The sequence below is a fragment of the Novosphingobium meiothermophilum genome (assembly GCF_003171715.1).
GTDB lineage: Bacteria > Pseudomonadota > Alphaproteobacteria > Sphingomonadales > Sphingomonadaceae > Novosphingobium > Novosphingobium meiothermophilum.
Genome location: NZ_QGHL01000008.1, coordinates 345,166 through 359,216, shown reverse-complemented (window position 1 = coordinate 359,216; position 14,051 = coordinate 345,166). Strand labels below are relative to the sequence as shown.

General features: G+C 64.0%; 17 protein-coding genes. 11 read left to right on the top strand and 6 right to left on the bottom strand.

What is annotated here, in order from left to right; genetic code table 11:
• Nucleotides 1-187 precede the first annotated feature (187 nt).
• Nucleotides 188-3,199: a beta strand repeat-containing protein gene (locus DKM43_RS16500; RefSeq protein WP_161554071.1), complete on the bottom strand. Its 3,012-nt coding sequence runs from the start codon at nt 3,197-3,199 to the stop codon at nt 188-190.
• A gap of 297 nt (nt 3,200-3,496) precedes the next feature.
• Here DKM43_RS16500 and DKM43_RS16495 point away from each other — a divergent pair, with 297 nt between their 5' ends.
• Both DKM43_RS16495 and DKM43_RS10255 read left to right on the top strand, forming a co-directional pair.
• Nucleotides 3,497-3,667 carry a hypothetical protein gene (locus tag DKM43_RS16495; RefSeq protein ID WP_161554070.1) on the top strand — a complete coding sequence of 57 codons (171 nt, stop codon included), beginning with the start codon at nt 3,497-3,499 and terminating at the stop codon, nt 3,665-3,667.
• A 55-nt stretch (nt 3,668-3,722) separates the two neighbouring features.
• Nucleotides 3,723-4,193: a hypothetical protein gene (locus DKM43_RS10255; protein WP_109798378.1), complete on the top strand. Its 471-nt coding sequence runs from the start codon at nt 3,723-3,725 to the stop codon at nt 4,191-4,193.
• Between the two features lie 20 nt (nt 4,194-4,213).
• Here the strand turns inward: DKM43_RS10255 and DKM43_RS16490 are convergent, their stop codons facing one another.
• Nucleotides 4,214-4,360, bottom strand: coding sequence for a hypothetical protein (locus DKM43_RS16490; RefSeq protein ID WP_161554069.1), 147 nt, complete (start codon nt 4,358-4,360; stop codon nt 4,214-4,216).
• A gap of 122 nt (nt 4,361-4,482) precedes the next feature.
• On the opposite strand from DKM43_RS16490, the gene bioB reads away from it, so the two are divergent.
• From bioB to bioD, 3 genes are read left to right on the top strand one after another with little or no spacing between them, the layout of a single operon-like run.
• Nucleotides 4,483-5,574, top strand: a complete 1,092-nt coding sequence (bioB, locus tag DKM43_RS10250; RefSeq protein ID WP_109798377.1) for a biotin synthase BioB — start codon at nt 4,483-4,485, stop codon at nt 5,572-5,574.
• Complete coding sequence (locus tag DKM43_RS10245) at nt 5,574-6,722, top strand: 8-amino-7-oxononanoate synthase (RefSeq protein ID WP_109798376.1); 1,149 nt, start codon at nt 5,574-5,576, stop codon at nt 6,720-6,722. The genes bioB and DKM43_RS10245 overlap by 1 nt, the downstream gene beginning before the upstream one ends.
• Nucleotides 6,719-7,339: a dethiobiotin synthase gene (gene bioD, locus DKM43_RS10240; protein WP_109798375.1), complete on the top strand. Its 621-nt coding sequence runs from the start codon at nt 6,719-6,721 to the stop codon at nt 7,337-7,339. Before DKM43_RS10245 ends, bioD begins: the two co-directional genes overlap by 4 nt.
• Before the next feature lie 12 nt (nt 7,340-7,351).
• Here the strand turns inward: bioD and DKM43_RS10235 are convergent, their stop codons facing one another.
• Genes DKM43_RS10235 through DKM43_RS10225 form a run of 3 tightly spaced genes read right to left on the bottom strand, consistent with a single transcriptional unit; the run spans nt 7,352 to nt 9,623 of the window.
• Entirely contained in the window at nt 7,352-8,164 is an 813-nt protein-coding gene (locus tag DKM43_RS10235) for an SGNH/GDSL hydrolase family protein (RefSeq protein ID WP_109798374.1), read from the bottom strand.
• Complete coding sequence (gene spt, locus DKM43_RS10230) at nt 8,164-9,363, bottom strand: serine palmitoyltransferase (RefSeq protein WP_109798373.1); 1,200 nt, start codon at nt 9,361-9,363, stop codon at nt 8,164-8,166. The genes DKM43_RS10235 and spt overlap by 1 nt, the downstream gene beginning before the upstream one ends.
• A 20-nt stretch (nt 9,364-9,383) precedes the next feature.
• Nucleotides 9,384-9,623: an acyl carrier protein gene (locus DKM43_RS10225; RefSeq protein WP_109798372.1), complete on the bottom strand. Its 240-nt coding sequence runs from the start codon at nt 9,621-9,623 to the stop codon at nt 9,384-9,386.
• Between the two features lie 146 nt (nt 9,624-9,769).
• On the opposite strand from DKM43_RS10225, the gene DKM43_RS10220 reads away from it, so the two are divergent.
• Complete coding sequence (locus DKM43_RS10220) at nt 9,770-10,360, top strand: Pycsar system effector family protein (RefSeq protein ID WP_330857632.1); 591 nt, start codon at nt 9,770-9,772, stop codon at nt 10,358-10,360.
• Here the strand turns inward: DKM43_RS10220 and DKM43_RS10215 are convergent.
• On the bottom strand, nt 10,351-10,719 hold the full coding sequence (locus DKM43_RS10215; protein WP_109798489.1) for a response regulator: 369 nt from the start codon (nt 10,717-10,719) through the stop codon (nt 10,351-10,353). The two genes, DKM43_RS10220 and DKM43_RS10215, sit on opposite strands and share 10 nt — an antisense overlap.
• Between DKM43_RS10215 and DKM43_RS16785 the strand changes: the two genes are divergently transcribed.
• From DKM43_RS16785 to DKM43_RS10190, 5 genes are read left to right on the top strand one after another with little or no spacing between them, the layout of a single operon-like run.
• Nucleotides 10,604-11,062 carry a DUF3572 domain-containing protein gene (locus DKM43_RS16785; RefSeq protein ID WP_330857631.1) on the top strand — a complete coding sequence of 153 codons (459 nt, stop codon included), beginning with the start codon at nt 10,604-10,606 and terminating at the stop codon, nt 11,060-11,062. The two genes, DKM43_RS10215 and DKM43_RS16785, sit on opposite strands and share 116 nt — an antisense overlap.
• Entirely contained in the window at nt 11,059-11,688 is a 630-nt protein-coding gene (locus tag DKM43_RS10205) for a hypothetical protein (RefSeq protein WP_109798371.1), read from the top strand. Before DKM43_RS16785 ends, DKM43_RS10205 begins: the two co-directional genes overlap by 4 nt.
• Nucleotides 11,685-12,152: a RidA family protein gene (locus tag DKM43_RS10200; RefSeq protein ID WP_109798370.1), complete on the top strand. Its 468-nt coding sequence runs from the start codon at nt 11,685-11,687 to the stop codon at nt 12,150-12,152. The genes DKM43_RS10205 and DKM43_RS10200 overlap by 4 nt, the downstream gene beginning before the upstream one ends.
• Nucleotides 12,124-12,912 (top strand): glycerophosphodiester phosphodiesterase family protein, encoded by a 789-nt coding sequence (locus DKM43_RS10195; protein WP_201739833.1) that lies wholly within the window; start codon nt 12,124-12,126, stop codon nt 12,910-12,912. Before DKM43_RS10200 ends, DKM43_RS10195 begins: the two co-directional genes overlap by 29 nt.
• A 7-nt stretch (nt 12,913-12,919) precedes the next feature.
• Nucleotides 12,920-14,050, top strand: coding sequence for a GNAT family N-acetyltransferase (locus DKM43_RS10190; protein ID WP_109798369.1), 1,131 nt, complete (start codon nt 12,920-12,922; stop codon nt 14,048-14,050).
• The last annotated feature ends 1 nt before the right edge of the window (nt 14,051 follow it).

Genomic DNA, 14,051 nt, shown 5'->3' with positions numbered 1-14,051 from the left:
CACCTAACAGCCCGGCAGCCAGACGCGCAAACATGCCCGGCGCAACACAGCGTATCCGCTGTGGCACCAATCGGGCCGCAACGGGCGCTGCGCGCGCCATGCCCGAAGCGGGAAAATGTCCGGGACAAAGAAAAGAGCGGACCCGTTGCCGGGCCCGCTCCAGTTTCCTGCTTCGCTTGCGGAAGGATCAGAACTTGATGCTGGCACCCACGCCCGCACCGAAGGCATCCTTCGAGAAGCCGACATTCGCGCCGATGCCGAACCCGCTGGAAGTGACGGCCTGTGCGCGGATTGCGGCAGCCCATTCGCCCTCGAACGTGCCGACGCCGCCCGCAAGACCCGATTCGCCGTTGGCAAGGTTCAGCGGGGCTGCCGTCGAAGCGAAGCCCATGGCCACACCCTGGAAGGCCTTGCGGTTGTTTACCACAAGCTGGCCGAAGGTGGTTTCCAGCGTGCTGACGCGGCCCTGAAGCGTGGTCAGCGCACTGTTGGTGGCAAAGAGCTGCTGCCCGGTGACAGCCTCGGTCGAGGTGGCCGAAAGCGTGGCGTTGGAAAGCCCCGCGATCTTGCCGCCATTGCCGGCATTGATCGTCACCGCGCCTGCGGCAATCTGGCCCGAACCGGTGGTGATGTTACCCGCCGTGCTGACATAGTTGCCCGTGACGGTGAAGTTGCCGCCAACCGAGGCATTGCCCGCAACCGAAGCCGTTCCGCCAACAGTGAGGTTGGTGCCGACGCTGGTCGCGCCGGTCGAGACGAGCGTGGCGCCCGTGATCGTGCCGGAGCTGGTCGAGATATCACCCGCAACGGTGAAGCTTCCGCCTACCGAAGCGTTGCCCGATGTCGAAAGCGTGCCGGTGGTCAGCGCGCCGGTATTGGTGATACCGTTGGTGGTCGTCGCACCCGTCACCGCCAGCGAGCCACCGATGGAGGCATTGCCGCCATTGGTGAACGTGCCGGAGTTGCTGAGGTTGCCGGTATTGGTGATGCCGTTGGTCGTGGTGGCTCCCGTCACCGCCAACGCACCGCCGACCGATGCATTGCCCGTGGTTGCCAGCGTTGCGGTGTTGACTGCACCCGAATTGTTGATGTTGCCGGTGTTGGTGATGCCTGCCGTGGTCGTTGCACCCGTCACGTTGAGGGTGTTGTTGACCGTGGTTGCACCGTTCAGCGTGGCAGCACCATTGGCGGTCAGCGTGGTGGTGGTGGTGGCACCCGTGTTCGACGTGCCCGAAGTCAGCGTCGTGGTGCTGATCGCGCCGGTATTGGTGATACCGTTGGTGGTCGTGGCGCCCGTCACCGCCAGGTTTCCGCCGATGGAGGCGTTGCCGCCATTGGTCAGGTTGCCCGTGTTGCTGATGTTGCCGGTGTTGCTGATACCCGCCGTGGTTGTCGCACCGGTCACGTTCAGGGTGTTGTTGACCGTGGTCGCGCCGTTCAGCGTTGCGGTGCCGTTCAGCGTCGTCGCCCCGTTCGAGGTAAGGCCACCGGCCCCGGCCACGATCGTGTTGCCGGAAATCGCGCCCGAAGCATTCACGTTCTGCGCGTTCACCGTGGTGGAGTTGACCGTGGTGATGTTGCCGGATCCGGCGTTCACCGTGCCGAAGTTGCCGCTTGCGCCATAGACGGTGCCCGTGGTGGTGCCGACATTGCCGGAGAAGGTGGTGATATCACCGGATTGCGAGCTGATGTTGCCCTGCTGCGTGCTGATCGAACCCGTTGTGGTCGAGATCGAACCGGCTGCCGTGGCGATATTGCCACCGCTGGTGGAGATGTTCGCGCCATTGGTTTCGACGCCGCCATTGAGCGAGGCGAGACCCGACGAGGTCAGCGTGGTGGTCGTGGTTGCACCGGTGCTCGACGTGGTCGAGGTCAGCGAATCCGTGGTGATGGAACCGGTATTGGTAATGCCGTTGGTGGTGGTGGCACCCGTCACCGCCAGCGCACCGCCGACCGAAGCATTGCCCGTGGTTGCCAGCGTTGCGGTGTTCACCGCGCCGCTGTTGTTCACCGTGGTGGAGTTCACTGTGGTCGAGTTCACCGTGGCGATGTTGCCGGTGGCTGCGTTGATCGTGCCGACATTGTTGATGTCATTGCCACCCATGTCGAGATCGCCGCTCGACACGATGCCGGCCGCAGTCACCGTGCCGGTGAAGGTGCCGTTGCCGCTGTCATCCAGCACAAAGGTCGTGCCGTTGTTCGTGTCGGTGATCGTCACGCCGCTGTCGTTGATGAGGACAGTGGTCGATGCCGTGCCGCCATGCAGCGTGATGTCGGTATCCGTGATCGCCACATAGCTGCCGCCAGGGGCATTGTCGGAATCAAGCGTAAGCGTGCCGCCCGTGCCTGAGACCGATCCCGTCTGGATGTTGCCGGTGTTGGTGATGCCTGCGGTCGTGGTCGCGCCGGAAACGTCAAGCGTGCTGGCCGTCACGCTGCCGCCGGTCACGTTGCCCGTCAGGTTACCCGTCACATCACCCGTCAGGTTCCCCGTCACGTCGCCCGTGACATTGCCCGTCAGGTTGCCGGTCACATCGCCGGTGACATTGCCCGTCAGGTTGCCGGTCACGTCCCCGGTCACGTTGCCCGTCACATCACCCGTCAGGTTCCCCGTCACGTCGCCCGTGACATTGCCCGTCAGGTTGCCGGTCACATCGCCGGTGACATTGCCCGTGAGATTGCCGGTCACGTCCCCGGTCACGTTGCCCGTCACATCACCCGTCAGGTTCCCCGTCACGTCACCCGTGACATTGCCTGTCAGGTTGCCGGTCACATCGCCGGTGACATTGCCCGTGAGATTGCCGGTCACGTTGCCGGTGACATTACCCGTAAGATTGCCGGTAACGTTGCCAGTCAGCGTGGTGGTGGTGATGTTTCCGGTGTTGGTAATGCCGTTGGTGTTGGTTGTGCCGTTCAGGTTGGTTGTGCCGTTCAGGTTGGTGGTTCCGCCGACGGTCAGCGACCCGCCACCCGTGTTCACTGCACCGCCGTTGGTGGAGACACCGCCACCGTTGGTGTTGATCGAACCGCCGTTCGTATTCAGCGTGCCGCCGTTGTTTGCGGTGTAGCCTCCAACCCCATCATCCACGAGCACATCGTCACCACCGATCGTGACCGTTTGCGCCATTGCCGGCGCAGCCAGCACGACCGCGATGGGCAGCGTGGTGCTCCGCAACAGTTTCGACCTCATATTCGCCATGTAATCCTCCTGGATTTTGCGCACAAAAAAGGGTTTCGTGAAATCACGAAGAAAGTATCGGCATGCTTCCCGAAAAATGGATTGATTTTTATGAAGATCAGGGATCAATTCCCTGCATCAACGCAATTCATCCTATGATTATCGATGATCAGTTTAATGACGAAAATCACAGATCATAATCGTTCAATGATCTGCATTGGATGAATATCCATCGAAAATGGAACCCCTCATTCCCTATAACATTCGATAAGGTGGCAGAGTGAGTTCGCAAGTCAATTGAAGGACCATCGGTAATGGATGGTGATTGATCGGTTCCGGAGTTTTATTGAAGAGGGCACTGCCTTCAAAACCGTGCCGACCTGCAGCATTCTCTGCCTCGGCAGGCACGCCTCGGCCGCCACGGCCTGCAACTTCGGCCAAAGCGGAGGCTTTGACCGCTTCGGGCCGATCGCATCAGGCTTAGAATGAACAGGCAGTATTTCCATTCCGGGCCTTTGTGCCCGGCCATTGTCAGGAACCGCATATGAGCACCGCATCGCGCCGTCACCGCCCATCGCTGCGCCGCAGCGCGCCGCACCGCCGCGCATCCCTCCGCTTCCCGTGGATCAGCGGCACCTTGAAGGCTGGCACCATCGCCCTTGCAATGGCGGCTTCCTCGGCGGCGATGGCAGCTGGCTACGTCAACGATCGCAAGCAGTGGCTCTCGATGAAGCCCGAAGCGCGCGCCGCTTATGCGCAAGGCATGAATGACAGCCAGAACTTCATCTATGCCGACGACACGCTCGCCGAGGCCATGGTCAAGCGCGGACGCACCAAGTGCCTGCTCGAACTCAAGACCGGGGCCGATACCCTGGCCGAGAACATCACCTTCATGTACAAGAACAACGATTACATGAACCTGCCGCCATCGGCGATGTACATCATCACCATGGCGAAGATCTGCAAGGTTTACATAGATCTGGAGCGCGCAGCCTTCGGCCTTGGCCCGTCCTGACAGTTGGTCCGCGCCGACCGTCAGACTGGCGTGACACGCGCGGCGCGGGCCGCTGCACCGATCGGCAAGGCGGTAACCGCACAAAGTTGCACCCCGTGCAGCCCCAAGGTTTTCTGCCGCGCGCCTTCCTCCATTCCGGTGTAAAGCGCCTGCCGCGGCGCAGCCATCCGCTGCGCCGCGGCACTTCGTCGCCCGCACCGCAGGGCAGTTCCGCAAAACCGGAGGTTTCCTTCGGGAATGGAATCGCTCTAAGGGGCGGCGCAAGCCCATTCACTGGAAGGACGCAAACGTGCCCGAAATCGCAGTCGTCGAGCGAACCGCCAACCCCGCCCCCGTCGCGGGCGATGCCACGGGCCATTCGGGTCCGCGCACCGACTGGACGCGCGAGGAAATCGCCGCCCTGTTCGATCTGCCGTTCACCGAACTGGTGTTCCGCGCCGCCGAGGTTCACCGCGCCCACCACCGCGCGGGCGAAGTGCAGCTTTGCACCCTGCTTTCGATCAAGACCGGCGGCTGCCCGGAAGACTGCGGTTACTGCTCGCAATCGGTCAAGGCCGACAGCGGAGTCGAGGCCACCAAGCTCATGGAAGTGCAGAAGGTGCTGCAAAGTGCCGCGCAGGCACGGGACGCCGGATCGAAGCGCTTCTGCATGGGTGCGGCATGGCGCAATCCAAAGGACCGCGACATGCCCGCGATCATCGCCATGATAAAGGGCGTGCGCGAAATGGGCCTCGAAACCTGCATGACGCTGGGGATGCTCACCCCCGGTCAGGCTGCCCAGCTCGCCGAAGCCGGGCTTGATTACTACAACCACAATATCGACACATCGCCCGAACGCTATGGCGAAGTCATCACCACGCGCACCTTTGCCGACCGGCTGCAAACGCTGGAGAACGTGCGCAATGCCGGGATCAACGTCTGTTCGGGCGGGATTGTCGGCATGGGCGAGACCCGCGCCGATCGTGTCGGCTTCATCCATGCGCTGGCCACGCTGGAACAGCACCCCGAAAGCGTGCCCGTTAACGCGCTCGTGCCGATCAAGGGCACGGTTCTGGGCAACATGCTGGCCGATACGCCGCTGGCGAAGATCGACGATATCGAGTTTGTTCGCACGGTGGCCGTGGCGCGCATCACCATGCCCCTGTCGATGGTGCGCCTTTCGGCCGGGCGCGAATCGATGTCGGAGGCCACGCAGGCGCTTTGCTTCATGGCGGGGGCAAACTCGATCTTCACCGGCGACAAGCTGCTGACCGCCGCCAATGCCGGAGACGATGCCGACGCGGCCATGTTCGCCCGCCTCGGTCTGAAGCCGATGGAAGGCGAAGAGCCGATGAGGGCGCGCAAGGCCGTCGGCGGCTGTTCGGGTGGCTGCGCGGCCTGATGGCGGGAAGCATCACCCGCACCGGCAGCCTGTGGTCGGCCCATACCGCCGACCTCGCATCGCTGGGGGAAAAGGCGCGGCTGCGCAGCCTTGCCCCCCGGCGCGGCGCGGATTTCTCCTCGAACGATTACCTCGCCATGTCCTCCAGCCCGCGCCTTGCCGCGGCATTGCAGGATGCCATCGCGCGCGGGGTGCCGCTCGGTTCGGGCGGATCGCGCCTGCTGCGCGGCAACGATCCTGAGCATGAGCGGCTGGAAGAGGAAGCCGCGCGCTTCTTCGGCGCAGAATCCGCGCTGTTCTTTTCGGCAGGCTATGCCGCCAACGTGGCACTGCTTTCCACCCTCCCCCAGCGCGGCGATCTCATCATTCATGACGAACTCGTCCACGCCTCGATGCACGAGGGCCTGCGGCTGAGCCGTGCCGCATCGGTGGCGGCTGCGCACAACGATCCGCAATGCTTCGATGACGCCGCCCGCCAATGGCGCGCCAAGGGCAACCGGGGCCGCATCTGGCTGGCCTTCGAAACCCTCTATTCGATGGACGGCGACATGGCCGACGTGGCCGCCATGGCAAGGATTGCCGAGCGCCATGATGCGATCATGCTTATCGACGAGGCCCACGCTACGGGCGTTTTCGGACCCGATGGGCGGGGCCTTGCGGCCGATTTTGACGGGCGGCCCGACACGATCGTGCTGCGCACGTGCGGCAAGGCGCTGGGCTGCGAGGGCGCGCTCGTGCTGGCCCCGCGCATCGTGCGCGATTTTCTGGTCAACCGGGGACGCCCGTTCATCTTCTCGACCGCGCCGTCGCCGCTCATCGCCGCTGCCGTTCGTGAAGCGCTGCGAATGCTGGCCGACGAGCCGGACCGGCGCGAGCGGCTCCATGCACTGGTCCGCCATGCCGAAGCGACGCTTTCGCCACTGGGGGTTGTGGCCACCGGATCGCAGATCCTGCCGCTGATCCTGCACGAGGACGCGCGCACCATGGCCGTGGCCAGCGGGCTGCATGCGGCCGGGTTCGACGTGCGCGGCATTCGCCCGCCCACCGTGCCGCAGGGCACCAGCCGCCTGCGCATTTCGCTCACCCTCAACACCGCGCGCGATGATGTCGATGCCTTGCGCGCCGCGCTGGAGAATGCTCTGGGATGACCGCCTTCATCGTGACCGGCACCGATACCGGTGTCGGCAAGACGATCTTCTCGGCCGCGTTGACCGGCGCAATGCGGGCGCATTACTGGAAGCCGGTGCAGGCAGGGCTTGATGATGGGGCAGACCGCGACCATGTGGCCCGTCTCGCCGATGTGCCCGAAGACCATATCCTGCCCGAAGCCTATCGGCTGGGCACCCCTTGCTCCCCCCATCGCGCCGCGGAGATTGACGGGGTGGAGATCGATCTCGCGCGCCTTGCCCTGCCTGCACAGCGGCCGCTCGTCGTCGAAGGGGCTGGCGGCGCGCTGGTCCCGGTCACGCGGCAGGTGACTTATGCCGATGTCTTCGCGCGCTGGGGGCTGCCGGTCATCATCGTGGCGCGCACCGCTCTTGGCACGATCAACCATTCCCTGCTCACGATCGAGGCGTTGCGCGCCCGCGGCGTGCCCATCCATGGCATGGCCTTCGTGGGCGATGCGGTTGAAGACAGCGAGACCACGATCTGCGCGATGGGGGGCGTCAGGCGGCTTGGCCGTCTGCCGATGCTGCAACGGCTTGATGCGCAAAGCCTGTCCATCGCCTTTGCGCAGGGCTTTTCGCTGGCGGACTTCCGCTAGGCTGCCGTTGCGTTATCGGCGCCGGGCTGCGGTCTGCCTGTCAGCCACCAGCTTCTCAGCCTCGGCAATCGCTGCCTTCGCGATCGGCTCCATCACGGCATAGCCCCGCGCATTGGGATGGATGCCATCGGGTGCAAGATCCGGGTTCATGCCGCCTTCGGCATTGACCAGTGCGGAATGGTAATCGGCATAGACCGCGCCGCGCGCCTTGGCGAAATCCCTTAGCCAGGCATTGAGCGATGCAACCTGCCGCGCGGGCGAAAGCTGCGGCCTCCACGGAAACTTTGCCGCCGGAAGAATGCTGCCCAGCACCACGGCAATGCCATTGGCCCGCGCCAGATCGACCATGGCCGCCACGTGGTTGGCAAACATTTCCGGGCTGTTCGGGCCAGTGTTGCCGGCAATGTCATTGGTGCCGATCATGATGTGCACCACCTTGGGGCGCAGACGCACGACATCCTGATAGAAGCGCACCAGCGCCTGCGGGCTGGTCTGGCCGCTGATCCCGCGCCCTACCGCACCGCTGACGAACAGCGACGGGGCAAGAGCCACCCAGTTCTCGGTGATCGAATCGCCGATGAAGACCACGCGCGGCGCCTGCGCCACCTGCTTGTCCGCCTCGGCATAGCGGCACAGCCACGCCCAGTCATACTGGCGGACATAGGGATGGGCGAAGGTCCAGCCCCGCTGATCGGGTGGGCAGGGCTTGTCGATCATGCCTTCGCCTGGCGGCGAAACCGCAGCAGTCGCCCCGCCAGCGCGGTTCTGGGCCAGAGCCGGTTCTGCCGCCAGCGCCAGCGCGATAAGCAACGCCCGCCGCAGCATCAGATGATCCCCACGGCCTTTCCGGCGCGCTCGAACATGCCCAGAATCGTTTCGACCTGATCGGCGGAATGCTCGGCGCAAAGCGAGCAGCGCAGCAGGGTCATCCCCGCCGGCGTTGCGGGCGGGCGCGCAAGGTTCACGTAAAGCCCTTCCTTGAGCAGGGCCTCCCACATCATCGCGCCGCGTTCAAGATCGGGCATGATGACGGCGATGATCGCGCTTTGCGGTTCCTGCGTGCCGAGCTGGAAGCCGCGATCGCGCAGACCCTTGTGCAGCGTGCGCGAGTTCTCCCACAGGTGGGCGCGCTTGTTCCCGGCGTGCATCAGCTTGCGGATCGAGGTCGCGGCGGTATGCACCACGCTCGGCGGAAGCGAGGCCGTGAACACATAGGGGCGGCATACCAGCCGCAGGATTTCGAACTTGGGGTGGTTGGAAACGCAGAAACCGCCCACCGTGCCAACCGATTTGGAAAAGGTGCCGATCACGAAATCGACCTGATCGAGCACACCCTGATCCTCGGCCACGCCGCGCCCGTTCGGACCGATGAAGCCCATGGAATGCGCCTCGTCCACCAGCACCATAGCGCCATTGTCCTTGGCGATGCGGATCATCTCCTTGAGCGGAGCGATATCGCCCAGCATCGAATAGACGCCTTCCAGCACTACCAGCTTGCCCGCGCCTTCGGGAATGCGCTTGAGCCGCTTTTCCATTGCCTCGATGTCGTTGTGCTTGAAAGGCACGACTTCGGCATCGCCCATCTTGCAGCCATCCCAGATCGAGGCGTGGCTGTCGATGTCGAGCACGATGTAATCGCCCTTGCCCGCCATCGTGCTGATGATGCCGAGGTTGGCCTGATAGCCCGTGGAAAAGACCATCGCGTGGTCCATTCCATAGAACTCCTTGAGCGCTTCCTCGCAGGCCCGGTGCCCGGCATAGGTGCCGTTAAGCACGCGGCTTCCGGTCGTGCCCGAACCGTAATCGTCAAGCGCCTGCTTGCCCGCCGCGATCACGTCGGGATCGAAGGTCATGCCCATGTAGTTGTAGGTGCCGAGCAAAATCGTCTCGCGCCCGTTGCAAACCGCCACGGTGGGGCTGATGACGCGCTCCATCACCAGATTGAATGGGTCTTCCACCCCGCCCGCCAGCAGCGCGCGGCGCTGTTCGATCAGCGGGTCGAACTTGCTGAAAAGATCCGCCATGGTCCTGTCCCTGCCGCCCGTCAGCCCTGAAGCCTTGTCACCGCGTCGATCAGCTGGCCGTAAGTCTCGATCTCGGCCTGCTGGTTCATGCTGATGATGATGTCGAACTCGTCCTCTATCGCGGCCACGAAGTCCATCACCGTCAGGCTGTCCCATTCGAGATCGCCGGCAAAAGTGCTCGCCTCGGTGATCGTGATGCCCTTCTTGTTGAAGGGAGCGATCAGTTCGGCGATTTTCTCGGCGGTTGCGGCGCGATCCATCGGTCTTGTTCTCCAGTTTGCAGTGGCCGTGCCCCTGCCAGACGATTGCGGCGGAAAAGCGGCCTTTGACGCCGCTTGTCAAGCGCGCCGCCCCTGTGCCATCCCCTTTTGCGCGGCTGGCACCGCAATTGGCAAGCGGGGGAAGCGTGGCAGACGATCAGGACCGGCGTGAAACGGACGGACCGCAGCAGGCCGATGCCGCGCCTGTGCCGCCTTCCGGCGAAAGCTACTCGAACCAGGCCATCCACCTCGTCCGCACGGTCCAGCAGATCAACCTGTCGCTCAGCCAGATGGCGGACTCCAAGGCGTCGATCCTCATGGGCGCCACTTTCGTGGTGTTCACCATCGCGGTAGGTCAGGCCCGCAGCGGCACCCTGCCGTGGTCGCTTGGCGTGCTTGCGGTCTTTGCCTTCGTTTCGGCCATGTGCGCGGTGTTCACAGTCCTGCCATCGGTCAGCAAACCTGGGGCTGCAAAGCTGAACGACGGCAAATCGAACAAGCTGTTCTTCGGCTTCTTCACCCACATGGACGAGGAGGAATGGACCGAAGCCGTGCTTGCCGACCTGCGCACCGACGAAGCCATCTTCCGCGCCATGCTGCACGACATCTACCAGAACGGGCAGGTTCTCCAGCGCAAGAAATACCGCTTCCTGTCCTATGCCTATCGCAGCTTCATGTTTGGCCTGTGCCTGACTGCCATCACCTTCGTGGCGGAATATGTGCTGCGCTATTCCTGAATCAGCGCGGTGACGGCAGCCATGAACGGACCGATCGAGACCGGCTTGGCCAGATAGCCTTCCGCCCCCGCCTCGCGGATCGCTTCCTCGTCGCCCTTTCCGGCATAGGCCGTGACCGCCAGCACGGGAATGGCCTTGAGCTCGGCATCGGCCTTGATCGCGCCGATCAGGTCCATTCCCGAAACATTGGGCAACTGGATATCCATCACGACCAGATGGGGCATGAAGATGCGCGTTTTCTCAATGGCTTCCCGGCCATCGGCGACGGGCTCCACGGCAAATCCCTTGGCCCGCAGCAGATCGCAGAACAGTTTGCGGTTGAGGTCGTTGTCCTCGACAACAAGGATTCTTTTTGTCACTGAAAAGCCGTTTCCAAGCTGCACTTGCACCGACCCTTATTGCCCGCGAAAGGCCCTGACAATCATCCGGGATCGACAACCTGCCCCCGACGCTCGTTCCGATGCCGGCGCCATCGCGCTTCGGGCGCTCGGCTGGATCCTTGCGGACACCGAACGCGCCGCGCGATTCCTTGGCCTTACCGGGCTGACCCCGGACAGCTTGCGCCTCGGCCTTGGGGATCCGGCCGTGCTGGGTGCGGTCATCGATTTTCTCGCCAATCATGAGGCAGATCTTGTCAACGCGGCCTTCGCGCTCGACATGTCGCCCGAAACCATCATCGCCGCCCGGAAGGAACTGTCATGACCCGCCCCTTGATCGTCAGCGACTGCGACGAGGTGCTGCTGCACATGGTCGCCCCGTTCCGCGACTGGCTGGGGGAAAAGGAAGGCGTCTCGTTCAGGATGGACAGCGCCGACTTTTCCAAGGCCCTGCGCTACATCGACAGCGGCGATCTGGTGCCGCCGGAGGAAATCTGGAACCTTCTGAACCGCTTCTTCGATACCGAGATGCACCGCCAGCAGGCAATCGCAGGGGCCGTGGCAGGCATCAACACATTGGGCGAGAATGCCGACGTCGTAATCCTAACCAACCTCAACGATCACCGCCGCGAAACGCGCGCGCGCCAGCTTGCCGATGTGGGCATCAAGGCGCGCGTCTTTACCAATCAGGGACCGAAAGGACCGGCACTGAAGGCTATCCTCGATGAATACCGCCCCAACCGCGCGCTGTTCATCGATGATCTGCCGCAGCACCACGATTCGGTTTCGCAACTGACGCCGGAAGTGCTGCGCCTGCACCTGTGCGGCGAACCGCTGCTGGCCCCGCACATCGATTGCGCGCATCAGGCAGGCCATGCCCATGCCCGGATCGACCAGTGGGAAGCAGCCCTGCCGTGGATTATCGAACAGCTTCATGGAGAAGATGCGTGACCGACAGCGTTGAAGCCAGACTGGCCGCCCTTGGCCTTGAACTGCCGCAGGCCGCAGCGCCCGTGGCAGCCTATGTGCCGACAGTGGAGGCAGGCGGGCTGCTGCACGTTTCGGGGCAATTGCCCTTCATCGATGGCAATCTGGCCACAGGCCGTCTGGGCGAGGATGTCAGCCTTGAACGGGGCACCGCTGCCGCGCAGGCCTGCGCACTGATGATTCTGGCGCAGGTCAAGGCCGCGCTTGGCGGATTTGACCGGGTGGAACGCGTGGTGAAGCTGGGCGTATTCATCAATTCTGCGGCAAGCTTTACCGATCAGCCCAAAGTGGCAAATGGCGCATCCGAACTGATGGTTGCCGCATTTGGCGATGCCGGAAAGCACGCCCGCAGCGCGGTGGGGGTGCCCGTGCTGCCTCTGGGCGCAGCGGTTGAAGTTGATGCCGTTCTTGCCGTTCGCCCTGCTTGACCGGTTGCTGGTGCCCGCGCCGCCACCGGCGCGGGTGGGCTGGCTGCGCGGGGTGACTTATGCCCACAGGGGCCTGCACGGCGCGTTTCAGGGGCGCACCGTCCCGGAAAACGCGCCATCGGCCTTCGCCCTTGCCATCGAACGGGGGCTTGGCATCGAATGCGACGTGCAGCGCACCGCCGACGGGCAGGCCGTGGTCTTCCACGACTGGGAGCTTGACCGACTGACCGACGAGCACGGCCCGGTGATCGAACGCCGCGCGGCCGATCTGGCGCGCATTGCCCTGCATGGCAGCGGCGACTGCATTCCCACCCTTTGCGCCTTTCTGGAACAGGTGGCGGGGCGTGTGCCGGTTCTGATCGAACTGAAATCACGGCGCGATGTGCGCCCTGCCCCCTTGTGCCTTGCGGTGCGCCGCGCGCTGGAAGGCTATCGCGGCCCCGTGGCGGTGATGAGTTTTGATCCGCGCGTCAGCCGCTGGTTTGCGCGCCATTCGCCGCGCGTGGTCCGTGGGCTTGTCGTCACCGAGAACGGCGATCGCACCCTGCCTGCACGCATCCGCCAGCGCATCGTCTTCTGGAAGGCCCGCCCGCAGTTCCTTGCATGGGACGTTCGCGACCTGCCAAGCAGGTTTGCCGCAGCCCAGCGCAGGCGCGGCCTGCCCGTGCTGACATGGACCGTGCGCTCTGCCGAACACCGGGCAAGGGCGGCAGACTGTGCCGATGGACCTATTGCCGAGGGTGCGGGCGTGGAGGCATGACGGCGGCGTGACTCACACCGCGCGCATTCACAAGGCCGTGTCGGAAATCGCCGCCGACGACTGGGACCGGCTGGCGCGCGATGACAACCCGTTCGTATCTCACGCGTTCCTTAAATTGCTCGAAGATTCCGGCTCTGTCGGCGCACGTTCGGGCTGGTCGCCGCTGCCCATCGTCATCGAGGGCGCGGATGGCAGACCGGCCGCGGCCCTGCCCGCCTATCTCAAGAGCCATAGCCAGGGGGAATATGTTTTCGACCATTCCTGGGCGGATGCATGGCACCGCGCGGGCGGCAGCTATTACCCCAAGCTCCAGATCGCCGTCCCCTTCACCCCTGCCACCGGCCCGCGCCTGCTGCTGGGAGAAAGGCCCGATCTGGCCGCGCCGCTGCTGCGCGCGGCAGAGCAGCTTTGCGAGAGCAACGGCCTGTCATCGGCCCATGCAACATTCATCGATCCGGCACAGATACCCCTGTTCGAGGCTGCCGGGTGGCTGGTGCGCGCCGATATCCAGTTCCACTGGGAGAACCGGGGCTACGCCAGCTTTGCCGATTTCCTTGCCCGGCTCAGTTCGGACAAGCGCAAGAACCTTCGCAAGGAGCGCGCCCGCGCGGCCGAAGGGGTGGAAATCCGCCAGCTGACCGGCGATGCCATCCGCCCCGAACACTGGGATGCCTTCTGGCTGTTCTATCAGGATACCGGAATGCGCAAGTGGGGCCGCCCCTATCTCACCCGCGCCGCCTTCGACCTCATCGGAGAACGCATGGCCGACAAGGTGCTGCTGGTCATGGCATTCATCGACGGGCAGCCCGTGGCGGGCGCGCTCAACTTCATCGGCCGGGATGCGCTTTATGGCCGCTATTGGGGCGCGCTGGTGGACAAGCCCTTCCTGCATTTCGAACTGTGCTATTATCAGGCAATCGATGCCGCCATCGCGCTGGGTCTTGCGCGCGTGGAGGCAGGCGCACAGGGCGGACACAAGCTGGCGCGCGGCTATGAACCGGTGCAGACGCTTTCGGCGCACTACATCGTCGATCCGGGCTTTCGGCATGCGGTGGCCGATTTTCTGGAGCGCGAGCGTGCCGGCGTGGCGCAGGACCAGATGATCCTTGATCGGCGCACGCCCTTCCGGCGCGGATAGA